At 74.3% G+C, this 23,341-nt stretch carries 24 protein-coding genes; 12 read left to right on the top strand and 12 right to left on the bottom strand.

Translation table 11 applies throughout. The annotated features are described in order from the left end of the window. Window positions 1-26 precede the first annotated feature (26 nt). The gene (locus tag ABD990_RS04600) at window positions 27-386 is read left to right on the top strand and encodes a hypothetical protein (RefSeq protein ID WP_345378536.1); all 360 of its coding nucleotides are present in this window, start codon (window positions 27-29) and stop codon (window positions 384-386) included. Next, window positions 383-1,648 carry an MFS transporter gene (locus ABD990_RS04595; protein ID WP_345378535.1) on the top strand — a complete coding sequence of 422 codons (1,266 nt, stop codon included), beginning with the start codon at window positions 383-385 and terminating at the stop codon, window positions 1,646-1,648. Before ABD990_RS04600 ends, ABD990_RS04595 begins: the two co-directional genes overlap by 4 nt. Before the next feature lie 28 nt (window positions 1,649-1,676). Here ABD990_RS04595 and ABD990_RS04590 read toward each other — a convergent pair whose 3' ends face one another. The 6 genes from ABD990_RS04590 to ABD990_RS04565 all read right to left on the bottom strand — a co-directional run bounded on the left by ABD990_RS04590 (window position 1,677) and on the right by ABD990_RS04565 (window position 9,004). After that, on the bottom strand, window positions 1,677-4,187 hold the full coding sequence (locus tag ABD990_RS04590) for an ATP-dependent Clp protease ATP-binding subunit (protein ID WP_425569412.1): 2,511 nt from the start codon (window positions 4,185-4,187) through the stop codon (window positions 1,677-1,679). A gap of 156 nt (window positions 4,188-4,343) precedes the next feature. After that, window positions 4,344-5,108 (bottom strand): crotonase/enoyl-CoA hydratase family protein, encoded by a 765-nt coding sequence (locus tag ABD990_RS04585; protein ID WP_345378533.1) that lies wholly within the window; start codon window positions 5,106-5,108, stop codon window positions 4,344-4,346. A 110-nt stretch (window positions 5,109-5,218) separates the two neighbouring features. Next, the gene (locus ABD990_RS04580; protein ID WP_345378532.1) at window positions 5,219-6,247 is read right to left on the bottom strand and encodes a LacI family DNA-binding transcriptional regulator; all 1,029 of its coding nucleotides are present in this window, start codon (window positions 6,245-6,247) and stop codon (window positions 5,219-5,221) included. A gap of 58 nt (window positions 6,248-6,305) precedes the next feature. After that, window positions 6,306-7,520, bottom strand: a complete 1,215-nt coding sequence (locus tag ABD990_RS04575; RefSeq protein WP_345378530.1) for an NAD(P)/FAD-dependent oxidoreductase — start codon at window positions 7,518-7,520, stop codon at window positions 6,306-6,308. Continuing rightward, window positions 7,517-7,831, bottom strand: coding sequence for a MocE family 2Fe-2S type ferredoxin (locus ABD990_RS04570; protein ID WP_345378529.1), 315 nt, complete (start codon window positions 7,829-7,831; stop codon window positions 7,517-7,519). Before ABD990_RS04570 ends, ABD990_RS04575 begins: the two co-directional genes overlap by 4 nt. A gap of 36 nt (window positions 7,832-7,867) precedes the next feature. Continuing rightward, window positions 7,868-9,004 carry a fatty acid desaturase family protein gene (locus ABD990_RS04565; protein ID WP_345378528.1) on the bottom strand — a complete coding sequence of 379 codons (1,137 nt, stop codon included), beginning with the start codon at window positions 9,002-9,004 and terminating at the stop codon, window positions 7,868-7,870. Window positions 9,005-9,285: 281 nt separating this feature from the next. Between ABD990_RS04565 and ABD990_RS04560 the strand changes: the two genes are divergently transcribed. Next, entirely contained in the window at window positions 9,286-9,465 is a 180-nt protein-coding gene (locus ABD990_RS04560; RefSeq protein ID WP_345378527.1) for a hypothetical protein, read from the top strand. Window positions 9,466-9,523: 58 nt separating this feature from the next. Here the strand turns inward: ABD990_RS04560 and ABD990_RS04555 are convergent, their stop codons facing one another. Continuing rightward, window positions 9,524-10,054: a DoxX family protein gene (locus ABD990_RS04555; RefSeq protein WP_345378526.1), complete on the bottom strand. Its 531-nt coding sequence runs from the start codon at window positions 10,052-10,054 to the stop codon at window positions 9,524-9,526. Window positions 10,055-10,237: 183 nt separating this feature from the next. Here ABD990_RS04555 and ABD990_RS34290 point away from each other — a divergent pair, with 183 nt between their 5' ends. The 8 genes from ABD990_RS34290 to ABD990_RS04520 all read left to right on the top strand — a co-directional run bounded on the left by ABD990_RS34290 (window position 10,238) and on the right by ABD990_RS04520 (window position 16,748). Next, complete coding sequence (locus ABD990_RS34290; RefSeq protein ID WP_372476589.1) at window positions 10,238-10,315, top strand: putative leader peptide; 78 nt, start codon at window positions 10,238-10,240, stop codon at window positions 10,313-10,315. 103 nt (window positions 10,316-10,418) lie between these two features. Further along, the gene (locus tag ABD990_RS04550) at window positions 10,419-11,273 is read left to right on the top strand and encodes an ABC transporter permease (RefSeq protein ID WP_345378524.1); all 855 of its coding nucleotides are present in this window, start codon (window positions 10,419-10,421) and stop codon (window positions 11,271-11,273) included. 14 nt (window positions 11,274-11,287) lie between these two features. Beyond that, window positions 11,288-11,962, top strand: coding sequence for an ABC transporter ATP-binding protein (locus tag ABD990_RS04545; RefSeq protein WP_345378523.1), 675 nt, complete (start codon window positions 11,288-11,290; stop codon window positions 11,960-11,962). Window positions 11,963-11,989: 27 nt separating this feature from the next. After that, window positions 11,990-13,108, top strand: a complete 1,119-nt coding sequence (locus ABD990_RS04540) for an LLM class flavin-dependent oxidoreductase (RefSeq protein WP_345378522.1) — start codon at window positions 11,990-11,992, stop codon at window positions 13,106-13,108. Continuing rightward, complete coding sequence (locus ABD990_RS04535; protein ID WP_345378521.1) at window positions 13,105-14,157, top strand: Rrf2 family transcriptional regulator; 1,053 nt, start codon at window positions 13,105-13,107, stop codon at window positions 14,155-14,157. Before ABD990_RS04540 ends, ABD990_RS04535 begins: the two co-directional genes overlap by 4 nt. Continuing rightward, entirely contained in the window at window positions 14,150-14,629 is a 480-nt protein-coding gene (locus ABD990_RS04530) for a cupin domain-containing protein (RefSeq protein WP_345378519.1), read from the top strand. Before ABD990_RS04535 ends, ABD990_RS04530 begins: the two co-directional genes overlap by 8 nt. Next, complete coding sequence (locus tag ABD990_RS04525) at window positions 14,626-15,612, top strand: ABC transporter substrate-binding protein (protein WP_345378518.1); 987 nt, start codon at window positions 14,626-14,628, stop codon at window positions 15,610-15,612. Before ABD990_RS04530 ends, ABD990_RS04525 begins: the two co-directional genes overlap by 4 nt. 299 nt (window positions 15,613-15,911) lie before the next feature. Then, window positions 15,912-16,748, top strand: a complete 837-nt coding sequence (locus tag ABD990_RS04520; RefSeq protein ID WP_345378576.1) for an NtaA/DmoA family FMN-dependent monooxygenase — start codon at window positions 15,912-15,914, stop codon at window positions 16,746-16,748. A 654-nt stretch (window positions 16,749-17,402) separates the two neighbouring features. Here ABD990_RS04520 and ABD990_RS04515 read toward each other — a convergent pair. The 5 genes from ABD990_RS04515 to ABD990_RS04495 all read right to left on the bottom strand — a co-directional run bounded on the left by ABD990_RS04515 (window position 17,403) and on the right by ABD990_RS04495 (window position 22,507). After that, a complete protein-coding gene (locus ABD990_RS04515) occupies window positions 17,403-18,284 on the bottom strand; it encodes an alpha/beta fold hydrolase (protein WP_345378517.1) in 882 nt (293 codons plus the stop codon). Window positions 18,285-18,348: 64 nt separating this feature from the next. Continuing rightward, window positions 18,349-19,017: a 2OG-Fe(II) oxygenase gene (locus ABD990_RS04510; RefSeq protein ID WP_345378515.1), complete on the bottom strand. Its 669-nt coding sequence runs from the start codon at window positions 19,015-19,017 to the stop codon at window positions 18,349-18,351. A 42-nt stretch (window positions 19,018-19,059) separates the two neighbouring features. Next, window positions 19,060-19,743 (bottom strand): response regulator, encoded by a 684-nt coding sequence (locus ABD990_RS04505; RefSeq protein ID WP_345378514.1) that lies wholly within the window; start codon window positions 19,741-19,743, stop codon window positions 19,060-19,062. A gap of 12 nt (window positions 19,744-19,755) precedes the next feature. Continuing rightward, a complete protein-coding gene (locus ABD990_RS04500) occupies window positions 19,756-21,588 on the bottom strand; it encodes a sugar phosphate isomerase/epimerase and 4-hydroxyphenylpyruvate domain-containing protein (protein WP_345378513.1) in 1,833 nt (610 codons plus the stop codon). Further along, a complete protein-coding gene (locus tag ABD990_RS04495; RefSeq protein WP_345378575.1) occupies window positions 21,578-22,507 on the bottom strand; it encodes a shikimate dehydrogenase in 930 nt (309 codons plus the stop codon). Before ABD990_RS04495 ends, ABD990_RS04500 begins: the two co-directional genes overlap by 11 nt. Before the next feature lie 147 nt (window positions 22,508-22,654). Between ABD990_RS04495 and ABD990_RS04490 the strand changes: the two genes are divergently transcribed. Next, on the top strand, window positions 22,655-23,323 hold the full coding sequence (locus ABD990_RS04490; protein ID WP_345378512.1) for a TetR/AcrR family transcriptional regulator: 669 nt from the start codon (window positions 22,655-22,657) through the stop codon (window positions 23,321-23,323). The last annotated feature ends 18 nt before the right edge of the window (window positions 23,324-23,341 follow it).

The raw sequence follows: 23,341 nt of genomic DNA, 5'->3' as shown, positions 1-23,341 counted from the left end.
CCCGGGCGGTACCTAGGATCGTCGAGGTGGAGACGTGGACGACCGCGCAGTGCGCGGAGGCGTGGGGCGTGCGGCCCGGGACCTGGGCGAGCTACGTCTCCCGCGGCCAGGCGCCCACCCCGCTCGCGGCTGAGGGCCCCCGCCGCTGGTCCGCCGACGAGGTCCGCGCCTTCCCCCGCCCCGGTGCCGGCCGCTCCCGCGCGGGTGCCGGCGACGAGGCCCGGGCCCTGCTGGCCGCGATGGAGGAGGTCGCCGCCCGGATGGAGGAGCTGCGCGCCGAGCAGCGACGGCTGCTGGTCGAGGGCCGCGAGCGCGGCCTGGAGATCAGCCCCATGGCCAAGGCCCTCGGGATCTCGCGGCAGACCGCCTACGCGTGGCTGGCATGACGGGGAGCACGAGCGGGGACGGGTCGACCAGGGGCGCCGTGGACCTCGCGGCCGAGCCGCCCGGCGGCCGCGGCGCACTGCGGCTGCTGCAGGCCGCGGTCGCGACCAGCAGCCTCGACCGGTTCGCCATCTCCCCGCTGCTGCTGGCGATCGGCGCGGAGCTGGGGGCGTCGCTGGCCGAGTCCGCGGCGGTCGCGTCGGCGTACTTCCTCGCGTACGGCCTGCTACAGCCCGTGTGGGGCATGCTCGGCGACCGGATCGGGCTGGTCCGGGTCATGCGGATCGCCCTGGTGATCGCCGGGATCGCGGGCGTCGCGTCCGCGTTCGCGCCGTCCGTGCTGGTCCTGGCCCTGCTGCGGACGGTCACCGGTGGCTGCTTCGGCGCGGTCAACCCGGCGGGCCTGGTGTACGTCGGGGACACCTGGCCGACCTCCGTCCGGCAACGGGCGCTGGTCGACCTGGCGGCGGCGACGTCGTTCGGCGTGGCCGTCGCGACGGCGGGCGCGGGGGCGCTCGGCGACTGGGCGGGCTGGCGGGTCGTCCTCGCGGTCACCGCGCTGATCGCGCTGCTGCTCGGCGTGGTGCTGCGCCGGCTGCCCGAACCGCCGCGCAAGGTCCCCTCCGGTCCGCTGAAGGCGCTGGGGACCGTGCTGCGCGAGCGGTGGGCGCTCGTCGTGCTGGTCCTGGTCTTCCTGGAGGGTGCCGTGGTGATCGGCGTCCTCACCTACGTCGCCCCCGCGATCGAGTCCCTCGGCTTCAGCCCGACGGTCTCCGGCGTCGCGGCGGCCGGCTACGGCGTGGGCGTCGTGCTCTTCTCGCGTTCGGTGCGCCCGCTCGTCGGCCGCCTCTCGACGACGGCGCTCGCCGGGGTCGGCGGCGCGCTGCTGATCGCGGGCTGGGGGATCCCGGCCGCCGCGGTCACGCTGCCGACGACGGTCGCCGGCGGGCTGCTGCTCGGCGGCGCCTGGGCCTTCCTCCACTCGACGCTGCAGAACTGGGCGACCTCGGTGGTGCCGCAGGAGCGTGCGACGACGATCGCGCTGTTCGCCGCCACCCTGTTCCTCGGCAGCGCGGCCGGCACCGCGGTGGCCGGCCCGGCCGCCGACGCCGGTGCCTTCCCCGCGGTCTTCCGGGTCACGCTCGTCGCCGCCGCCGTGCTGGCCGTGGCCGCCCCACTGCTGGTCGCCCGCTACGCCCGCCGCCCCGGAGCGGACGGGCACGGAGCGGACGGACCCGGAGCGAACGGCACTCTCGCTCAGTAGGTGTGAGCGAGAGTGCCGTTCACCGGGGTCACCCCGTCGGCTGCGGCTCCTTCTCGACCGCCAGGTCGAGCGCGTCGTCCTTGACCCCCACGCGCACCCGCGCGCCCTCGTCGATCTGCTCGGCGAGCAGCAGCCCGGCGAGCCGGTTCTCCAGCTCGCGGCGGATCGTGCGGCGCAGCGGCCGGGCCCCGAACTCCGGCTGGTAGCCGTGCTCGGAGAGCCAGCGCACGGCGTCGGCGTCGACGTCGAGGGCGATGTGCCGCTCGGACAGCCGCTCCTCCACCTCGTGCAGCAGGTGCCCGGTGATCTCCTCGAGCTGCGCGGGCTCGAGGCGGCGGAAGACGATGGTCTCGTCGATCCGGTTGAGGAACTCCGGGCGGAAGACCTCCCGCAGCCGCGGCATCAGCCGCTCCCGCAGCACGGCGTCCTCCGGGTCGTCCGAGCTCCGCTCGGCGGTGGAGCCGAAGCCGAGGGTCGCGCCGCGACTGGTGATCAGCTCCGACCCGACGTTCGAGGTCATGATGATCACGGTGTTGCGGAAGTCGACCGTGCGGCCCTGGCCGTCCGTGAGCCGGCCGTCGTCAAGGACCTGCAGCAGCGTGTTGAACACGTCCGGGTGCGCCTTCTCGAGCTCGTCGAGCAGCAGCACCGAGTACGGACGGCGCCGGACGGCCTCGGTGAGCTCGCCCGACTCGCCGTAGCCGACGTAGCCGGGGGGCGCGCCGACCATCCGGGCGACGGTGTGCCGCTCGCCGTACTCGCTCATGTCGAGCCGGATCATCCGGTCCTCCTCGCCGAACAGCGCCACCGCGAGCGCCTTGGCGAGCTCGGTCTTGCCGACGCCGGTCGGCCCGAGGAACAGGAAGCTGCCGACGGGCCGGTCCGGGTCGCCCAGGCCGGTGCGCGAGCGGCGGATGGCCTCGGCGACCGCGTGCACGGCCTCGTCCTGCCCGACGACGCGCTGGTGCAGCTCGTCCTCGAGGCGCAGCAGCCGCTCGCGCTCGGACTCGGTGAGCTGCGCGACCGGGATCCCGGTCGAGCGGGAGATGACCTCGGCGATGTCCTCGATGCCGACCTCGGGCACGCCGCCGGGTCCGCTGCCGCGGCTGGCGGCGAGCTGGGTGCGCAGCTCGGCGATCCGGTCGCGCAGCTCGACGGCGCGCTCGAACAGCTCGTCGGCGACGGCCTGGTCCTTGTCCCGGGTCAGCTGGTCGAGCTGCTGCTCCAGGTCCCGGCGGTCGACGCTCGGGGTGCGGGTGCGCAGCCGGACCCGCGCGCCGGCCTGGTCGACGAGGTCGATCGCCTTGTCCGGCAGGAACCGGTCCGTGATGTAGCGGTCGGAGAGCTCGGCCGCGCCCCGCAGCGCCTCCTCGGTGTAGCGGACCTGGTGGTGGGCCTCGTAGCGGTCCCGCAGGCCGCAGAGGATGCCGTAGGTGTCCTCGACCGAGGGCTCCGGCACGTACACGGGCTGGAACCGGCGGGCCAGCGCGGCGTCGGACTCGATGTAGCGGCGGTACTCGTCGAGTGTGGTGGCGCCGATGACGTGCAGCTCGCCGCGGGCCAACGCGGGCTTGAGCAGGTTGCCGGCGTCCATCGAGCCGCCGCTGTCGCCCCCGCCGCCGGCCCCGGCGCCGACCATGGTGTGGAGCTCGTCGATGAAGACGATCAGCTCCTTGGAGTTCGCCCGGATCTCCTCGATGACCGAGCGCATCCGCTCCTCGAAGTCGCCCCGGTAGCGGGTGCCGGCGACGACCCCGGCCAGCTCGAGCTGGACGACGCGGCGCCCCTGCAGGGTGTCGGGGACCTCGCCGTCGGCGATCCGCTGCGCGATGCCCTCGACGACGGAGGTCTTGCCGACGCCGGCCTCGCCGATCAGCACGGGGTTGTTCTTGGTCCGCCGGGAGAGGACCTCGATCGTCTGCTCGATCTCGTCGGCCCGGCCGATCACCGGGTCGAGCCGGCCGTTGCGGGCGGCCTGGGTGAGGTCCTGGCCGTACTGGTCGAGCGTCGGCGTCGACGAGTTCGTGGGCGCCTCCGGCGCGGGCCCGCCCGGGCGCACCTGTCCCGGCTGGCTCGGCGCGAACCGGGCCTCCGCGAGCAGCCGCCCGGCGGCGGACTCCTCGTTCGCGGCCAGCGCGAGCAGCAGGTGCTCGGGCCCGATGTAGGTGGACCCGAACGAGCGCGAGATCTGGTGGCCGTCGAGCAGGGCGCGCTTCGCGGCGGGGGTGAGCGCGGGCGCGCGGCCGGTCTCCTCGCCGCGCGGCAGCCCCTCCTCCAACGCCCGGGCGACGGTGTCGGGGTCCGCCCCGGCACGGGCGAGCCACTTGCGGGTGGGCTCGAAGCGGGTGGTGGCCAGCAACATGTGCATGGCGTCGAGATCGGCGTCCCCGCGGTCCATGGCCTCCTGGGCGGCCGCGGCCATGATCTCCTTCGCGCCCTGGCTCATGAGGCGGGTCAGGTCGATCCGGTGCACGGGGCCCCGTGGATCACCGGGGCCCATGCCCGGGAAGCCTGATCCGGGCCCGAAGAAGCCGGTCACGGGGAGTCTCCTCTCGACGGATGTCCGACGGAGGGGTGTTCCCGTCGGGCCCTCCGCGAAACCGCCCCCGTGGCCCCCGCCACGCCGTCCCGGCGACCTCGGACGACGCCCCCGCGCACCGGGTGCGGGCGGGGGCGCCGTTCGTTCAGGCCCTGGTCAGCGGCCCTTCCACACCGGCGCGCGCTTCTCGGCGAAGGCCGTGGCGCCCTCCTTGGCGTCCTCGGAGGAGAACACCGGGCGGATGATCGGCTCCTGCTTGGCCCACATGTCGGCGAGCGTCCAGTCCACGGTCTGCCGGGCGACCTCCTTGGTCGCGGCCACCGCCAGCGGCCCGTTTCCGGCGATCGTCTCGCCCAGCGCGACCGCGCCGTCGAGGGCCCCGCCCTCGTCCGTCACCCGGTTCACCAAGCCCACCTCGGCGGCCCGCTCGGCGGAGATCGGGTCGCCGGTCAGCAGCAGCTCCAGCGCGATCGCCGGCGGCAGCCGCCGCGGCAGGTGCAGCGCCGCCCCGCCCGCGGCGACCAGCGAGCGCTTCACCTCCGGCACCCCGAACCGCGCGGTGCGGGCGGCGACGACCAGGTCGCAGGCCAGCAGCAGCTCGAACCCGCCGGCCAGCGCCCAGCCCTCCACGGCACCGATCAGCGGCTTGCGCGGCGGGGCCTGGGTGATGCCGCACAGGCCGCGCCCCTCGATCGACGGGCTCTCCCCGCGCAGGAAGGCCTTCAGGTCCATTCCTGCGGAGAAGACGCCGCCGGCGCCGGTGAGCACGCCGACCCGCAGCTCGTCCGACGCGTCGAGCTCGTCGACGGCCGCCGCGATCCCCTGCGCCACGCCGAGGTTCAGCGCGTTCTTCGCGTCCGGCCGGTTGATCGTGATGACCTGCACCGCACCGCGGCGCTCGACGAGGACCTCGTCCGACACGTTTCCTCCCACTGCGCTCTCACCCTGCCTCGCCCGAACTGAACGAACGCTCTACAAGAAACACCCTAGGCGGCGCCCGGCCCCGCCGACAGCCCCGCCCGCCCCCGCCGTCATCCCGGTGGGGCGGTGGACCCGCGGACCTCGAGGGCGGGGGCCACGAGCCGCACCTCCCGCGCCCGCTCCGGCTCGGCCATCCGGGTCACCAACATCCGTGCGGCCTGCGCGCCGATCCGCTCGCCCGCGCCGTCGACGCTGGTCAGCCAGATGGCGCGCAGCCGGGCCAGCCCGGAGTTGTCGAACCCGACGAGCGAGAGGTCCTCCGGCACGCGCAGCCCCAGCTCGACCGCGGCCGAGGACACGCCCATCGCGACCATGTCGTTGTAGGCGAAGACCGCGGTGGGCCGGTCCGGGCCGCGCAGCAGCCCGAGCGCGGCGTGGCGGGCGCTCTCCTCGCTCACGTCGCTGCGCACGACCCGGATCGCGCCGCCGAGGCCGGCGGCCCGCATCGCCTCCTCGTACCCCTCGGTGCGGTCCCGGCCCGCGCTGCCGGGCGGTCCGGCGAGGTGGGCGATCGTGCGGTGCCCCAGGTCGGCGAGGTGCCCGACGGCGAGAGCGGCGCCCGCGTGGTCGTCGTACGCCACCACGTCGACGGAGGGCAGCTCGCCGTACATGTCGAGGTCCCGGCCGCCGACGGCGACGGTCGGGAGCCGGTGGGCCACGTCGACCAGCGCGGCCGACGGCGGCCCGGACCCGGCGACGAGCAGCCCGTCCACGCCGAGCTCCAGGAACGACCAGGTCAGCGTGTCGTCCATCATCCGGTCGAGCCGGCCGTCGCCGAGCAGCATGTGCTTGCCCTCGGCGTGCAGCACCGGCCCGACCCCGTCGAGCACGTCGGCGAACCAGGGCTGGTGCAGGTCGTTGAGCAGCACGCCGACGCTGTGCGAGCGGCGCTCGGCCAGCCGCCGGGCCGCGGCGTTGGGCCGGTAGCCCAGCTCCGCGATCGCGGCGAGCACGGCCGCCCGGCGGGCGGGGCTGACCTTCGGGGAGTCCCGCAGCACGAGCGAGACCAGCGACTTCGACACGCCCGCCCGGGCGGCGACCGTCTCCAGGGTCGGCCGGCCGGTCTCGCGGATCCCCACACGTGCCTCCCGGGCTGGCAGCGCCGTCACGCTACCGCGCCCGGATCCCGCCGCGGCCTCACCCGACGGGGGACGGCACCCGCAGCAGCGGCTTGAGCGCGACCGCCGGATCGGCCAGGGCCGCCGGGTCCGGTGCGGCCCGGCGGGCGATCAGCAGCTCGCCGATCCGGACGTCCTTGGCGACGGCGGTGCCCACCCCGATCCCGGCGACTGCCACCAGGCGTCCGGCGTCGAGGCCGAACCAGAGCTCCGCGCCGTCCGGGCGGACCCGGACCACCTCCTCGGTGGCGGCCCCGGGCAATCCCGCGACCTGCAGGCACAGGTCGTGCTGGTCGCTCCAGAACCACGGCACCGCCGCGTAGGGCTCACGGGCGCCGAGCAACGCCCGGGCGGCGTGTGCGCCCTGCTCCTGCGCAGCCCGCCAGGACTCCAGCCGGAGGCGGCGGTCGTCGTAGAGGGGGTGCGGGAAGGAGCAGCAGTCCCCCGCCGCGAGGACGTCCGGGGCCGAGGTGGCGAAGGCCCCGTCGACCACGACCCCGTCCGACACGGCGATCCCGGCGGCCTGCGCGAGGGCGGTCTCGGGCACGGACCCGATCCCGGCCACCACGACGTCGACCTCGACCACACCTCCGTCACCGAGGACGATCCGGCCCGGCTCGAGGCGCGCGACCGCGGTCCCGCACCGGATGTCGATCCCGGCCTCGGCGTGCCGGGCGGCCGCGCGGGCCGCGATCCGCTCCGGCACCGCGCGCCCCATCGGCCGCGGTGCGGCCTCGACCACGGTGACCGCGCAGCCGAGCGCGGCGGCCGTGGCCGCCACCTCGAGCCCGACGAAGCCGCCGCCGACGATCCCCACCCGGGCACCGGACACCAGCCGCTCCCGCAGCGCGACGGCGTCGGCGTGGGAACGGAGCACGTGGGCGCCGGGCAGCGTGCGGGCGCGGGCCCCGGTCGCGAGGAGCAGCCGGTCGTAGCCGAGCACCCGGCCGTCGGCGAGGGTGAGCGTGTGCGCCGCGGTGTCGAGCGCCGTGGCCGCGGTCCCGGCGAGGTGCGTGACGCCGGCCTCGGCCAGCTGCTCGGCGGTGCAGAGCGGGGTCGGGCCCGCGGACCCGGCCAGCACCGCCTTCGACAGCGGCGGTCGCTCGTACGGGTGTCCGGGCTCGCCGCCGACCAACGCGACCGGCCCCGCGTATCCCTCCTCGCGCAGGGCCAGGGCCGCACGGGTGCCGCACTCGCCGGCCCCGACGACCACGACGCCGCCGGGCCCGGTCACGGGACCTCGATGTAGACGGTGCCGTCCTCGACCTTCGTCGGGTAGGTGCGGACGTCGACCAGCACGGGCGCGCCCAGCGCCTTGCCGCTGGTGTAGTCGAAGCGGCCGTTGTGCTTGGGGCACTCGATCGTGCCGCCCATGACCAGCCCGTCGCAGAGCAGCTCGCGCTCGTGGGTGCAGTAGCCGTCCGTGGCGAAGAAGGCGTCGTCGGGCGAGCGGTAGACGGCGTAGGAGTTGCCGGCGTGCTCGAACGGGACGACGTCCTCGGGGTCGACGTCGTCGGTCTCGCAGGCGGCGATCCACTGGGGCATTGCTCGATCTCCTGTGGTGGGTCGGGAGGGGCGGGGTCAGGCGGCGGTCGGGTCGGAGGCCGGCGACGCGCTCGGGGTCGCGGCGGCGAGCGGGCGCGCCCGGCCGTCCGTCAGCTCGTTCGGGATGTGGAAGGGGGTGGCGCCGGGCAGCAGCTCGCGCTTCACGTGGTGGTCCTGGTCCTTCATCTGCCGCAGGACCGCCGGGACGATCTCCTTGTACGCGGCCCACAGCGACGGGTACACGGGCGCGCAGTCGTGCTTGATCTCCTCGTGCAGCTCCGGCAGCCGGTGGTACGGGACCATCGGGAACATGTGGTGCTCCACGTGGAAGTTCATGTTCCAGTAGAGGAAGCGGTTGACCCGGCACATCCGCACGGTGCGGGTGTTGAGCCGGTGGTCCAGCACGTTCTCGCCCATCCCGGCGTGCTGGGTCAGCCCGTAGACGATGTGCATGAAGGTGCCGTAGAGGCGCGGGCCGCCGACGAGCACGACGGGCAGCCAGGTGCCGAAGCCGATCGCGGCCGCGATCGTCACGGCGTAGATGGCCAGCGAGATCCGCGCGGTGCGGTAGACCTTGGGGCGCTCGGACTCGGGGACGTAGTCCGCCTCCTCCGCGGTGAGCCGCCCGGCGGCGTGGATCGCCATGGTGCGGAAGGCCAGCGGGACGTCGACCAGTCCGACGAGGTTCGCCAGCAGCTTCGCCAGCCGGGCCGGCCGCATGGCCTGGATCTCCGGGTCCCGCCCCACGATCAGCGTGTCGGTGTGGTGGCGGGTGTGGCTCCACCGCCAGGTCGTGGGGTCGCGCATCATCATGAACGACGCGAGCCGGTAGACGGCCTCGTCGAGCCACCGGCTCCTGAACGCGGTACCGTGTCCGGCCTCGTGCCAGCGGGAGTCCGACGCCGAGCCGTACAGCACGCCGTAGACCAGGAAGAACGGTACGGCCCACCAGGTGCCCCACAGCGCGATGCCCGCCCCCGCGCACACGACCATGAGCCCGATCCAGATCGCCGTGTCACGGATGGCCGGGCCGTCCGTGCGGCGCATCAGCTCCTTCATCCGCTTGCGCGGGACGTCGCTGCGGAACCAGGTCGCCCCGGCCAGCCCCGCCTCCACCGCGGCCCGGTTCTCCGGGCCGGCCAGGTCGTAGCGCTCGAGCCGTTCCCTGCCCATTCGTCGACCACCTCGTCGTCAGCCGGCGGAGCGCAGGAAATTGGAGCGCTCCAACTGCGGTCAATGGTCGGGACCGTGCGCCCGGCTGTCAAGGCTTTGTCCTCACAAAGCAGCCGATCCCGGACACGCCACCGCCCGTCCCCCGACCGTGGAGAGTCGACTCCGGTCGGTGGACTTTCCTTGCCGCGGCATGACCGACCGGGCGATGATTCTCGTGCACCCAACGGGCACACCCCGTGACGGAGCGTCAGCACGATCCCGGCGGCAGCAAGGAGACGACGATGTCGGGCGATCAGGATCCGCACAGCGACTACGGCTACGACCTCGCGCACGAACTCACGATCGCCCTGCGTACGCCGATGCGGCGCCCGCGCACCAGCGTCTCCGTCCCCGCACAGGTCCTGCGGCGGGAACTGGACCTGGACGCCGACGTCGCCCTCGACGCCGCCCCGGAGGTCTGACCCGGCCGAGTGACGGGCGTGACCGCGCGGGATCCCCGCGCGGTCACGACCCCCGCGCCTACCCCGCGGCGCGCTCCGGCGCCTTCCAGAAGGCGGCGAGCTGCGCCGCGGCCCCGGCCAGCCCGAGCCCCGCGGCGAGGGCCGCGCCCCGCGCACCCCTGAGCTTCCGGTCGATGCCGAGGGCGTGGTCCACGCTGAACCGGCCGGGCCCGATCGCGGCCAGCGCGACGGCCGCCGTGGCCAGGTTCGCCACGTACTCCCAACCCTCGTTCGTGATGAAGAAGCCGTTGGGCACGTGCACGGTCCGCGCCGCGACGCCCATGGTGCCGACGACCGCGGCCGAGGCCAGCGGGGTCCCGGCGCCGGCCAGCAGCAGCGCGCCCGAGCCGACCTCGACGGCCGCGCTCGCCCGCGCCTGCAGCTCCGGCTCGCGGAAGCCGATCGACCCGAACCAGCCGGCGGTGCCCTTCAGGGTGCGGCCGTGCTTCACGCCGTGGGCGATCATCGTCCCGCCGATCACCCCGCGCAGGAGCACGGCGGCGACCTCCCGCCCGACCCGGTTCCCGCCCCTGCCGCGCCCGCGCCCCATCGCGTCCTCCGCTCGTCGTCCGCCGTCGCCGATCGGGGATCAGCCTAGTGACACAGGCATCCTGCGGCCGAATGTCCGGACCGTGCGGTTGCCGTCCCACCAGGCAGAACGCTCTCTGTGACCGGCTTCGCAATCCCAACGCCCGAGGTTGGGTATGCGGCCCGGCCGGGTTACGGTCGCCCCATGACCGGCTCGACGCTCCTCACCACGCGGGGTCACATCGACCTCCAGCGTGTGGCGTCGGCCCTCTGTCCGCGCTGACGCCCTCGTCGGACCGCGCCGCCCCTCCACTCCACCGGCGGCGATCCATCCAGGGCGCCCGGCGTGCTCTGCCCCGGGTGCCCGCTCGCCCCTAGGGACACCCATGACCACGACCCCGGAGCGGACGCGTGCCCAGGCGCCGCCATCCGAAGTGGACACCGTCACCCTCGCCTCCGAGGCCGACCGCCGGCCCGGCCGCGTGCCGCGCTGGGTGCTCAAGACGGTCTCGCCTATCGTGCTGATCGCGCTCTGGCAGGTGCTGTCGGGCGTCGGGGTGCTGGAGGACGACACGCTCGCCTCGCCGCTGACCGTGGCGCAGACCGCGGCGGGGATGTGGGAGGACGGATCCCTGCAGAGCGCGGTGCTCACGTCGGTGGGCCGGGTGCTCGCCGGGCTCGGGGTCGGCCTGGTCGCCGCGGTCGTGCTGGCCACGCTCGCCGGCCTGTTCCGGGTGGGCGAGGACATCGTCGACGCGCCCGTGCAGATGCTCCGCACGGTGCCGGTCATCGGCCTGATCCCGCTGCTGATCATCTGGTTCGGGATCGACGAGACGCCGAAGGTCGTGCTCGTCGGGCTCGCGGTGACCTTCCCGCTCTACATGAACCTCTACGGCGGTATCCGCAACGTCGACTCCTCGCTGATCGAGGCGTCGCGGACGCTCGGGCTCGGCTGGTTCGGCCAGGTCCGGCACGTGATCCTGCCGTCGGCGATGCCGCAGTTCCTCATCGGGCTGCGCTACGCGCTCGGCACCGCGTGGCTGGCGCTGGTCTTCGGCGAGACGATCAACGCGACGTCCGGCATCGGCTACGAGATGAACAAGGCCCGCGAGTTCTTCGCGACGGACGTCATCGTCGTCTGTCTCGCCCTCTACGCGATCCTGGGCCTGGTCGCGGACATGATCGTGCGTGGTCTCGAGAGGGGGCTGCTGTCGTGGCGACCGGCGTTCAGCGGGAAGTGACCCCGGCGGTCTCCGTGAAGGGACTGACCCGCCGCTTCGGTGACCGGGCGGTCATCGAGGACCTCGACCTGGAGATCGTGCCCGGCCAGTTCGTGGCGCTGCTCGGCGCCTCGGGCTGCGGCAAGTCGACCCTGCTGCGGATCCTCGCGGACCTGGACCGGGACGTCTCCGGCGAGGTCACCGTGCCCCGCAGGCGGGCCGTCGGCTTCCAGGCCCCGCGGCTGATGCCGTGGAAGAAGGTGTGGCGCAACGTCGTCCTCGGCCTGCCCGGCAGGCCGGACCGCGAGCGCGCCGTCGCCGCGCTGACCGAGGTGGGCCTCGCCCACCGCGTCGACGTGTGGCCGAAGGTCCTCTCCGGTGGCGAGGCGCAGCGCGCCGCGCTGGCCCGCGCCCTGGTCCGCGAGCCGGACCTGCTGCTGCTCGACGAGCCCTTCTCCGCGCTCGACGCGCTCACCCGGATCACCGCCCGCGGGCTGGTGGACGAGGTGTGGCAGCGGCACGGCTGCGCGGTCCTGCTCGTCACGCACGACGTCGAGGAGGCCCTCGCGCTGGCCGACCGCGTGCTGGTCATGCAGGACGGGAAGATCGGCTACGACGCCCCCGTCGAGATCGACCGGCCCCGCGACGTGACCGATCCCGAGTTCCAGCGCCTGCGCGGCGAGCTGCTCGCGCGCCTCGGCGTGCACTGACTCGATCCGCACCTCAGGAGGACGACCATGACGGTCGAGTTCATCGGCATGATCGGGACCCAGGAGGTCTCGGAGATCCACCCCGCCGCCGGTCCGGTCGTGGACCGGGACACGGTGCGCCGCTTCGTGTCCGCCCACGAGGAGGGCGGTTTCGACAAGGTGCTGGTCGGCCACTCGTCGTCCACCCCGGACGGGTTGCAGGTCGCCGCGTACGGCGCCGCGCACTCCGAGCGGCTGGGCTTCCTGGTCGCGCACCGCCCGGGCTTCACGGCCCCCACGCTCGCCGCCCGGCAGTACGCCACGCTGGACCACTTCTCCGGCGGCGGCCGGGTCGCGATGCACGTCATCTCCGGCGGCAGCGACGTCGACCAGCGCCGGGACGGCGACTGGCTCGACAAGGAGGAGCGCTACGCCCGCACGGACGAGTACCTCGACGTGGTCCGCCGCGCCTGGTACGAGCCCGAGGCGTTCGACCACTCCGGGGAGCACTACCGGGTGGCCGGTGTGCAGCAGGAGATCCGCCCGCTGAGCAGCCGGATCCCGATCTTCTTCGGCGGCTCCTCGGAGGCCGCCCACCGGGTCGGCGGCAAGCACGCGGACGTCTTCGCGCTCTGGGGCGAGCCCCTCGCCGAGACCGCCGAGCAGATCGAGAAGGTCCACGCCGCGGCCCGCGCGGCGGGGCGCACCGAGCTCCCCCGGATCAGCGTCTCCTTCCGCCCCATCCTCGGCGCCACCGAGGAGCAGGCCTGGGAGCGCGCCCACGCCATCCGCGACCAGATCGTCGCCGCGAAGGGTGGACATGCGTCCTTCACCGGCAGCCGGATGCGGGAGAAGGACGGGCCGTCGAACGTCGGCTCGCAGCGCCTGCTCGCCGCCGCCGAGAAGGGCGAGCTCCACGACCGCTGCCTCTGGACCGCCACGGCGGCGGCGTCCGGTGCGGCGGGCAACTCCACCGCGCTCGTCGGCACCCCCGAGACCGTGGCGCAGGCCCTGCTGGACTACGTCGACATCGGCGTGACCACGCTGCTGATCCGCGGCTACGACCCCGTCTCCGACGCGGCCGCCTACGGCCGCGACCTGCTCCCCCTCGTCCGGGCCGAGGTGGCCCGGCGTGCTCAGAACAGCTCGCAGAAGGTGTCCGCGTGACCACGGCAGCACCCGCCCCCACCGTCTTCACCCCGGCCGTCGCGGTCCGCGGCACCGTCGTGGTCCTCGTCGGCCGCGGCGAGAACCCCGGCGTCTACGCGCGCTTCGGAAAGCGCCTCGCCTTCGACGGGTACACCGTCGTCGTCCCGCACGCGGACGCCACGGACGCCGAGGTCACGGCCGCCCTCGCCGAGGGTGAGGGGGCCCGGGTCCTGCTCGGCTCCGACGCCGGCGCCCTGCGCGCCTGGAGCATCGCAGCGCAGACCCCGCCGGACGCCCTCGTGCTCGCCGCCCTGCCCCTCGGTGAGGGGGACGTCCCCGCGGACCACGAGGCCGAGATCGCCGCCCGCACCGCCTGCCCGATCCACCGGCAGGTCCTCGACGCCGACCCGGACTTCCGGTGGGGCGAGCTGACCGGCGACCTCCCGGAGCACCCGGAGGCGCTGCCGGACGTGCCGACCCTCGTGCTGCACGGCGAGGTCGACCCGATCGCCCCGGTCGAGGCGGTCCGCGCGCGGTTCGCGGACGTCGCCGTGGTCCGGGACGGGGTGCACGACGTGCTCAACGACCAGTTCCACCGGATCGTCGCCGCCCGCGTGATCACCTTCCTAGAGGGCGTCGCGAAGGGTGCCGGGTTCGTCGAGACCGCCGCGCCCGAGGTGACCAAGTCGCGCAAGGCCGCGCCGCTGCACGTCTCGGCCCGGTTGGACTACGCCCTGCGCGCGATCGCCGAGCTGATCGGCGCCGACTCCCCGGTGCGCTGCGAGATCGTCGCCCGCACCCGCGACATCCCGCTGAACTCGCTGGTCAACATCATGATCCAGCTCCGCAAGGCGGGCCTCGTGAGCAGCCGGCGGGGGCGCGAGGGCGGTTACCAGCTGGCGCGGGACGCCGCCGAGATCACCCTCGCGGACGTCGTCCGGGCCACCGAGGGTGCCATCGCCACCGTTCCGGCCGGCGCACCGTGGGACGACCTGGAGCGCACCGTGCGCGAGTATCTCGAGGAGCGTTCCGTCCTCGAACTGACCACCGGGAGCAACCATGGCTGAGCTGGACAACAGCGCCTTCCACCCCGACTTCACGGCCGCGCAGGCGCAGCTGCCGAACCGCGCGCGGGTGCACCTGATCAAGAACGCCGACCTGACCGGCGACACGATGCAGACCTCGGGCATGACCCGCCGCGAGGCGGTCAGCGGCAAGACCGTGGGCTCGGAGAAGCTCTGGACCGGCGAGACGCACGTCGCGCCGGCCACCAACTCCGGCGACCACCACCACGGCGAGGCCGAGACCTCGATCTACATCGTCAGCGGGAACCCGCGGTTCGTCTACCACGACGGCACCGGCGAGGTCGCGCTGCAGACCGAGCCCGGCGACTACATCTTCGTGCCGCCGTTCGTCCCCCACCGTGAGGAGAACCCGGACCCGGAGAACCCGGCCGTGGTCGTCATCTCCCGCAGCACCCAGGAGGGGATCGTCGTGAACCTCCCCGCCCTCTACCCCCTGAAAGAGAATCCTTCGTGAAGCGTCTGCTCACCGCTGTACTGGCCACCGCCACCCTGGCGCTGGCGGCCTGTGGCTCCGGCGGCGGCTCCGCCGCCGGCGACGGGCCGGTGGACCTGTCCACCGTCACCCTCAAGGTCGGGGACCAGGCCGGGATCCAGCAGGCACTGGTCGAGGCCTCCGGCGCGCTCCAGGGTGCGCCCTACAAGGTCGAGTGGGCCCAGTTCCCCGCGGCCGCGCCGGTGCTGGAGGCGCTGCGCGGCAAGGCCGTCGACATCGGGGTGGCCGGCGACGCGCCGACCCTGACCGCGCTCTCGTCCACGGACGACATCAAGATCGTGGCGGCGACCAAGGTCCCGCAGCAGTACGGCCTGTCCGTCATCGTGCCGAAGGACTCGCCGATCCAGTCCGTGGCGGATCTCAAGGGCAAGACGGTCTCGCCGACCACGCAGGGCTCCGTTGGTCACTATCTGCTGCTGCAGGCGCTGAAGGAGGCCGGGCTGACGGACTCCGACGTCACGATCTCCTTCCTGCAGCCGGTCGACGCCGCCGCGGCCATGTCGTCGGGCGCGATCGACGCCTGGTCGACCTGGGACCCGTACACCGCGGTCGCCGAGCAGGAGCAGGGCGCGCGCGTGCTGCGCGGGCCGGACGGGCTCGCCCCCGGGCTGACCTTCCTCGACGCCAACACGGACGCGCTCGAGGACGCCGGCAAGAAGCAGGCCATGCAGGACTTCATCTCCCGCTACGGCAAGGCCGTGCGGTGGGCCGCCGATCACCCGACCGAGAACGCGGCGATCTACACGAAGCTGACCCAGCGGCCCGCCGCGGTCGCGGACCTGATGTCGCAGCGCGCCAACCGCTCCCTGGTCCCGCTGGACCAGGCGCTGGTCGGCGAGATCCAGACCGTCGCCGACAACTACGAGGCGTTCGGCGTGCTGCGCAAGAAGGTCGAGGTCTCCGAGGCCGTGCAGGACCTGTCCCCCGCGACGACGTCCTCCTGATGCACCTCGCGCTCTACCTGTCCGAGTCGGGGGTGCACGCCGGCGGGTGGCGGCACCCCCGCTCGGGGATGGACACCGGCGCCAACGTCGAACTGTTCCGCCGGCTGGCGCGGACCGCGGAGGAGGCCTGCTTCGACCTGGCGTTCTGTTCTCCACGATCGACCACGTCAGCGGCGGGCGCGCGGCCTGGAACGCGGTGACCTCGGTGTCCGACGGCGAGGCCCGCAACTTCAGCCGGGACGCCCACCTCGACCACTCCACGCGGTACGACCGGGCGGCGGAGTTCCTCCGACGCCGTCCTGGCCCTGTGGGACACCTGGGACGACGACGCCGTGGTCCTCGACCGCGCCGGCGCCGTCTACGTCGACCCGGGTCGGGTCCGCCGCGCCGACCACTCCGGGGACTGGTTCCGCGTGGCCGGGCCGCTGACCCTGCCGCGCTCGCCGCAGGGCAGGCCGGTGATCGTGCAGGCCGGGGCGTCGGGCACGTTCCTCTCGGTGGCGGCCCGCACCGCGGAGATCGTCTTCGCGGTGGCGCCCACCCTCGAACGGGCGCAGGACTTCCGCGCTCATTTCCGCGCCGCGGTGTCGTCCGCGGGTCGGGATCCGGACTCGGCGAAGGTGCTGCCGGGGATCATGCCGATCGTCGCCGACACCGACTCGGAAGCCCGGGCGCTGGAGCAGGAGCTGCGCTCGCTGGTGCACCCGGTCGCCGGTCTGACGTTCATGTCGGCCTCGATGAACTACGACCTGGCGACGCATCCGGTGGACGGCCCGGTGCCGGACGTGCGCTCCGAGCTGCGCGGTTCCAAGGGCCGGTTCGAGTACGTCATCGGGCACGCCCTCGAGCGCGGGATCACCCTGGGTGAGCTGGCCGTGGAGTACGCGGCGAGCCTGTCCTTCCCGATGCTGGTCGGCTCGCCGACGACGGTGGCGGACGAGATGGAGCGCTGGTACTCGGCGGGTGGCGGGGACGGCTTCGTGATCATGCCCGCCTTCGCCCCCGGCTCCGTCGACGACTTCACGAGCCTCGTGGTCCCGGAACTGCAGGCCCGCGGCCTGTTCCGGCGCGAGTACTCCGGGAAGACCTTGCGCGACCACCTCGCTCTGGAGCGCCCCGCCGTCGCGACGCTGTGAGTGACGAGAGCAGCTGTCGCCCCTCACGACGGCTCAGGGCGGCACCGTGCCCCCGCACTCCCGGACGAGGCCGACCATGATCGCCCGGTCGGGCCTCGTCCACCTGGTCCGCGTAGTAGGCGTAGAGCATCTCGCGACCCCGTCACCTCGCGGCTTCTACCGGTCCGTCGGCGTCGCGGGTCGGGCGCCCGGACGACCGCGCCGAGCAGCTGTCGCCCACGGATCGCGCTGATCGCCAGGCGTCCGCGGATCGGCGGCTGATCGCGAGGCCTCCCGGATCGGCGGCTGGTCGCGAGGCCTCCCGGATCGGCGGCTGATCGCGAGGCCTCCCGGATCGACGGCAGATCCGAGGCGTCCCGCCAGTTCTGCGTCCCCGAGGTCGCACGCTGCGGCGCCGGCGGATCACCTGCTGGGCCCAGGTCCCACCACACACCCGTCGGGACCTGACACACCTTGTCGACGAGGTGTGCCACGTGCGTCGAGGGTGTGGGAGCCGGCCGGAGCGGGTGTGCGGCGCCGTCCGGTGTGAGCGACGACCCGAGCGGCTGCCCCGCCCACCCCGCCGGGCACCACGAACCTCGGTCGGGGAGCGCGTCCGCCCGGCCCCACGAACCTCATTCGGGGCGAGCGGCTGCCCCGCCGGCCCCGCCGACCTCAGTCGGGGAGCGAGTCCACCGCCCACTGCCGGAGCAGGGCGCGGAGTGCGGTGACCAGCACCAGCGGCTGGTCGAGCATCGGGTGGTGGCCCGTGGCGGGGAGGTCGACGATCGGCACCCGGTGGCCGAGGAGGGCGTCGATCTCACCGGCCATCGTGTCCGGGACCAGCCCGAACTCCGACCGTAGGAAGCCGGCGCGGCACTTGAGCTCCGGCAGCAGGTCGCGCAGCAGCACGCGTTCGGCGAAGAGGCTCGGGTCGAACTTCCAGCTCCAGCCGGCGTCGACGGCCTTCACCGACTCCTCGGCGATGTGCCGGCGCACGTACGGCAGCAGGACCTCCTGCGCCGGCATGGTGGTGAAGCGGCCGAGGATCGTCTCGCGGTCGTCGTAGACCTTCGCCGTGCGGCTCTTGCGCCGCAGCCGCTCCTCCTCGGGCGGCTGCTCGTTGAGCGGCGAGTCGATGATCACGATGCCGTCGACCTCGGCGCCGAACCGGGCACCGACGGTCGCGGTCACCCAGCCGCCCATGCTGTGGCCGATCACCGTCGGCGGCCCGTCCACACCGCCCGCGTCCGCCACCGCCATGACCTCGCGCGCCCACAGGTCCAGGTCGTAGGCCCGGCGGTGCTCGCTGTCGCCGTGCCCGGTCAGGTCGAGCGCGACGACCCGGTTGCCGGCGGAGAAGAACGGCGCGATGTGGTCCCACCAGCCCGAGTGCGCGGCGCCGCCGTGCACCAGGACCAGGCCGGGCCGGCCCTCCTCGCCCCAGGCGCGGTAGTGCACGCGCGCGCCCTCCACCTCGGTGTCGCCGTGCACCGGCGGCTCGTCCAGCGCGGTGCGGAACCAGCGGGGGGCGTCCTCGGTCGCGGTCGGGTCCACGGACCGGATGGTCGCACGCGCGTCCCCGCCACACCGGCTCCGGCGGGGGTGACGACGGTCGTCACTACGGGGCGTCGTGGAAGATGATCCCCAGCACGTACCGCTCCCCCGTGTGGACCGCCGACACCCCGTGCCGCAGCTGGCGGCGGTGATCGCCACGACTGCCCCGGACGGGCCGGTGGTGCACCGGGAACACCACGGCGTCGCCCTGCCCCGGCCGCACCACGACCGCCCGCGACTGCTGCCGCGGCACCTGCTCCACGAACACGCTCTCCCCACCGGTGAAGTCGACGTCCGGCCGGCTGAGCATCACCAGCAGCTGCAGCGGGAAGGTCAGGTCGCCGTAGACGTCCTGGTGGAGGCGGTTGTGCCCACCCCGCCCGTAGCGCAGCAGCAGCGGGGTGGGCCGGCGCTGGCCGCGCTCCGCGCACTCCGCCCGCAGCTCCGCCAGCGTGGACGGGAAGGTGCGCTCGCCGAGCCGCGCCGCCCACCCGTTCGCGATCTCCGCCAGCGGCGGGTACCACTCCTCGCGCAACCGCTGCACCACGGCCGGCAGCGGGTCGGCGAAGTAGCGGTAGGTCCCCTCGCCGAACGCGTGCCGGGCCATGACGACCGTGCTGCGGAAGCGCGCGTCGTCCTCGAACAGCCCCGCCACCTCGGCACACTCCTCCGGGGACAGCACGCCCGGGACGTGCGCGACACCGGTGCCGTCGAGCTCCTCCGCGAGATCCATGCCTCCACCCCACCAGCGGCGCCCGCGCGGTTCCGGCGGGAATCAGACGTCGAGCCGGTAGCCCATCCCCGCCTCTGTGACGAGATACCGCGGGTGCGCGGGATCGGTCTCGAGCTTGCGCCGCAGCTGCGCCAGGTACACCCGCAGGTAGTTGGTGCGGTCCTCGTACTGCGGCCCCCACACCTGCCGCAGCAGCTCCCGCTGCCCGACGAGCTTGCCGCGGTGCCCGGCGAGCATCTCGAGGATGCCCCACTCGGTCGGGGTCAGGTGCACCTCGGCGTCGCCCCGGCGGACGCGCTTGGCCTGCAGGTCCACGGTCAGCTCGCCGAGCGACAGTACGGGGTCACCGGTCGGGGCCGCCGCCCCGGCCCGCCGGACGGCCGCGCGCAGGCGGGCCAGCAGCTCGTCCATGCCGAAGGGTTTCGTGACGTAGTCGTCCGCGCCCGCGTCGAGCGCGGCGACCTTCTGCCCGGAGTCCGTCCGCGCGGACAGCACGATGATCGGCACCGGACTCCAGCCGCGGATGCCGGCGATGACCTCCGCGCCGTCGAGGTCGGGCAGGCCCAGGTCGAGCACGACGACGTCCGGGTGCCGATCCGCGGCCGCCCGCAGCGCGGAGGTGCCGTCCCCGGCCAGCGTGACGTGGTAGCCCTGGGCGGTCAGGTTGATCCGCAGGGCCCGCGCGATGGCCGGGTCGTCGTCGACGACGAGGACCCGGGTCTGCACGCCCCCATTCACTCACAACCGGGTGCGCACGTGCTCCCGTGCCAGCCGCCTGCGGCGGTGCGCGGCCATGCGGACCGGCGCGTCCGTCCAGCCGTAGCCGTCGTGGTCGCCGATGCGCTGGACGAGCGCGAGGAACACCCGGCCGCCCAGCACCTCGGTGCAGACCTGCAGGTAGGCGCCCTCCGGGGTCTCCTCGTGCAGCACGCCGAGATCGCGGTACGCGGTCAGCCGGTCCTTCGACAGGGCGAGCCGGGCGTCGAGGTCGGCGTAGTAGTTGTCCGGGACGGCGAGCAGCGGTGCGCCGGCCGCGCGGGCCGACCGGGCGGCCGCCAGGACGTCGTCGACGGCCAGGGCGACGTACTGCGGCTCGGACACCCCCGGCGCCCACTCCCCCCGCCGCAGCAGCGACACCGTGAGCGCGAGCCGCACCCGCCGCTGCGCGTCGACGACGGCGCGGCTGCGGACCAGGCCGAACGGCGCGGCGAACTCGGCGGTCGCGGCCGGCTCCAGGCCCAGCACCGTGCGGTAGAAGAGCGCGGCCTCGTCGAAGTGGTCGAAGGGCTGGGCCAACCCGACGTGGTCGATGCCGGTCACCCCGATGCCGGGCGCGGTCTCGCCGGTGGGGACGAAGTCCCCGGTCCAGTCCTGCTCGGCGCCCGTGCGGCAGAAGAACACCGCGGTGCCGTCCGGCGCGGTGACGGCGGCGAGATCGGCCTCCGCCGGCCCGCGCTCCCGCGGCAGGCGGGGGGCGCTCAGCCGGGTCGCCCGGCGCGCGGCCCCGGTCGGGTCGGCCGACTCGACGGCCAGGGCCGCCACCGCGACCTGGCCGCCGGAGCGGTTCACCAGGATCCGGGCACCGCCCTGCTCCCAGCGCTCCACGGGCTTGGTGCGGTGCAGGCCGGTGCGGGCGAAGCCGAGCGCGGCCAGCACCGGGGCCAGCGACTCGTCGGCCGAGAGTTCGACGAAGGCGTGTCCGCGCAGCTCCGGGGCGGGTTCCGCCACCGGATCGGCGCCCTGGCCCCGGGCGGCGGTCGCCTCGGCCAGCGCCAGCAGGGACCGATGGGCGTCCACCGCCGCGCGGGCCGGGTCCGCCTGCCGGAAGACGTCGTTGAACACCTCGAGCGACAGCGGCCCGGCGTAGCCCGCGCGCAGCACGGGCTCCAGGAAGGCGGGCAGGTCGAAGGCGCCCTGTCCGGGGAAGAGCCGGTGGTGGCGGCTCCACTGCAGCACGTCCATGGACAGGTGCGGGGCGTCGGCGAGCTGCAGGAAGAACAGCTTCTCGCCGGGGATGTCCGCGATCGCGGCGGGGTCCGAGCCGCGGGACAGGATGTGGAAGCTGTCCACGCACAGGCCGAGCGCGGGGTGGTCGGCGCGCCGGACCGCCTCCCAGGAGCGGTCGTAGGTGTCCACGTGCCGGCCCCAGGCCAGCGCCTCGTAGGCGATCCGCAGTCCACGGGCGGCGGCGCGCTCGGCCACCGCGTGCAGCTGCTCGGCGAGGAGGTCGACGTCGGCGACGGCGTCGGGCGCCACCGAGGAGCAGACGAGCACCGTGTCCGTGCCGAGCGCCTCCATCACGCCGAACTTGTGCTCCGCGCGTCGCAGGTTGGCCGCGAACCGCTCCGGGTCCGTCGAGTCCAGGTCGCGGAAGGGCTGGTAGAGGTCGATCGACAGCCCGAGGTCGGCGCAGCGCAGCCGCACCTCACCGGGCGGCATGGGCGAGGCGACGAGATCGGGCTCGAAGATCTCGACGCCGTCGAACCCGGCCGCCGCCGCGGCGGGCAGCTTGTCCTCCAGCGCGCCGGACAGGCACACCGTGGCGATCGCGGTGCGGGGCTCACGCGACACGGCCGGCACCCCCGCCCGCACCCACCGTCTCCGCCCCGACCAGCTCGGCGAGGTGGCGCAGCATCCGCGCCGGGTCCGGGTCGACGCCGCTGAACAGGCGCAACGCCTCCGCGGCCTGGTGCACGGCCATGCGCCCGCCGTCGAGCGTCCGGCAGCCGCGGGCCCGCGCGGCCCGTAGCAGCGCGGTCTCCAGCGGGCGGTAGACGATCTCGGCGACCCAGAGCTCCGGGCGCAGCATCGCCGCCGGCAGCGGGAGGCCGGGGTGCTCGGCCATCCCGACGGGCGTCGCGTGCACCAGCCCGTCGGCCGCGGCCAGCCGGCGCCCGAGGTCGGCGACGGCGCCGCCGCGGGCCCGGGCGGGCCCGAACCGGCCGGAGAGGGCGTCGGCCAGGCGGCCGGCGCGGGTGGCGTCGACGTCGAGCACCGACAGCGTGCCGACGCCGAGGCTCAGCAGGGCGTGCGCCGCGGCCGCGCCGGCCCCGCCCGCGCCCAGCAGCACGACCTCGTCGAGCCGCACGCCGGGCAGGCCGGCGACGAAGCCGTCGCGAAAGCCGGACCAGTCGGTGTTGTGCCCGACGGTCCGGTCCCCGTGGAACACGACGGTGTTGACGGCGCCGATCGCGGCCGCGTCGGGCGACAGCTCGTCGAGGTGCCGGATGACCAGCTGCTTGCAGGGGTGCGTGACGTTCACGCCCGCCCGGCCCTCGGCCCGCGCCCGGGCCAGCAGGTCGCCGACGGCCTCCGCCGGCAGGTCCAGCTCGTCGAGGTCGAAGCGGGTGTAGGTGCAGTCCAGACCGAGCTCGCGCGCCTCGCGCTCGTGCAGCGCGGGCGAGAGCGACGGGCCGATCCCCGCCCCGATCAGGCCGGTGAGCAGCCGGCGGGCTGCCGGGCCGTCGGGCGCGGTGCGGTCCTGGAACATGCTCACGGGCTCCCTCGCCGTCGATGAATGTACTGGTTAGTTACTTGTACCCGCTCGGAGCACGGAAGGGAAGCGTGAGCCGGATATCGTCGGACCCGTGAGTCCCCACCCGAACCTCCGCGTGAGCCGAGCAGCCGGACGCACCCCGTGAGCGCGGAGCCGAGCGGCCCGGTCGGCACCCCGGAGCGCCAGCGGGACGCCGAGCGCACCCGCGCCGAGATCCTCGACATCGCCACCGCCGAGTTCGCCGACCGGGGCTACGCCGGCGCCCGGGTCGACGAGATCGCCGCCCGCACCCGCACGACCAAGCGGATGATCTACTACTACTTCGGCAGCAAGGAGGGCCTCTACGTCGCCGTCCTGGAGCGCGCCTACCAGGGCATCCGCGCCCTGGAGCAGCAGCTCGACGTCGACCACCTCGACCCAGCGCGGGCCATGCGCGCGCTCGCCGAGCTCACCTTCGACCACCACGAGTCGCACCCCGCCTTCATCCGGCTGGTCAGCATCGAGAACATCCATCACGCCGAGCATCTCCGGACCTCCCCGATCCTGCCCGGCCTGGCCGCACCCGCGGTCGACGTGCTGGGCCGGATCCTCGAGCGCGGCCGCCGGTCCGGCCTGTTCCGCGAGGACGTCGACGCGCTCGACGTCCACATGGTGATCAGCGCCTTCTGCATCTTCCGCACCGCGAACCGGCACACCTTCCAGGCCATCTTCGACCGCGACCTGCTGGACCCGGGGCGTCGCGACCACTACCGGCGCATGCTCGGCGACCTGGTCCTGGAGTACCTGACCGCGCACGTCGGCCGGGCCTGACCCGGGACGCCGCGCGAC

The sequence above is a fragment of the Pseudonocardia yuanmonensis genome (genome assembly GCF_039542425.1).
Taxonomy (GTDB): domain Bacteria; phylum Actinomycetota; class Actinomycetes; order Mycobacteriales; family Pseudonocardiaceae; genus Pseudonocardia; species Pseudonocardia yuanmonensis.
Note: the sequence above shows the minus strand (reverse complement) of the source record. Positions and strands in the feature narration are given on the sequence as shown.

Coding starts and splice junctions, on each gene's coding strand:
- ABD990_RS04555 (WP_345378526.1), bottom strand. CDS start 10,054: ATGGGGCGCGGGCGCGGCAGGGGCGGGAACCGGGTCGGGCGGGAGGTC.
- ABD990_RS34290 (WP_372476589.1), top strand. CDS start 10,238: ATGACCGGCTCGACGCTCCTCACCACGCGGGGTCACATCGACCTCCAG.
- ABD990_RS04510 (WP_345378515.1), bottom strand. CDS start 19,017: ATGGATCTCGCGGAGGAGCTCGACGGCACCGGTGTCGCGCACGTCCCG.
- ABD990_RS04565 (WP_345378528.1), bottom strand. CDS start 9,004: ATGGGCAGGGAACGGCTCGAGCGCTACGACCTGGCCGGCCCGGAGAAC.
- ABD990_RS04530 (WP_345378519.1), top strand. CDS start 14,150: ATGGCTGAGCTGGACAACAGCGCCTTCCACCCCGACTTCACGGCCGCG.
- ABD990_RS04540 (WP_345378522.1), top strand. CDS start 11,990: ATGACGGTCGAGTTCATCGGCATGATCGGGACCCAGGAGGTCTCGGAG.
- ABD990_RS04550 (WP_345378524.1), top strand. CDS start 10,419: ATGACCACGACCCCGGAGCGGACGCGTGCCCAGGCGCCGCCATCCGAA.
- ABD990_RS04595 (WP_345378535.1), top strand. CDS start 383: ATGACGGGGAGCACGAGCGGGGACGGGTCGACCAGGGGCGCCGTGGAC.
- ABD990_RS04495 (WP_345378575.1), bottom strand. CDS start 22,507: ATGTTCCAGGACCGCACCGCGCCCGACGGCCCGGCAGCCCGCCGGCTG.
- ABD990_RS04570 (WP_345378529.1), bottom strand. CDS start 7,831: ATGCCCCAGTGGATCGCCGCCTGCGAGACCGACGACGTCGACCCCGAG.
- ABD990_RS04560 (WP_345378527.1), top strand. CDS start 9,286: ATGTCGGGCGATCAGGATCCGCACAGCGACTACGGCTACGACCTCGCG.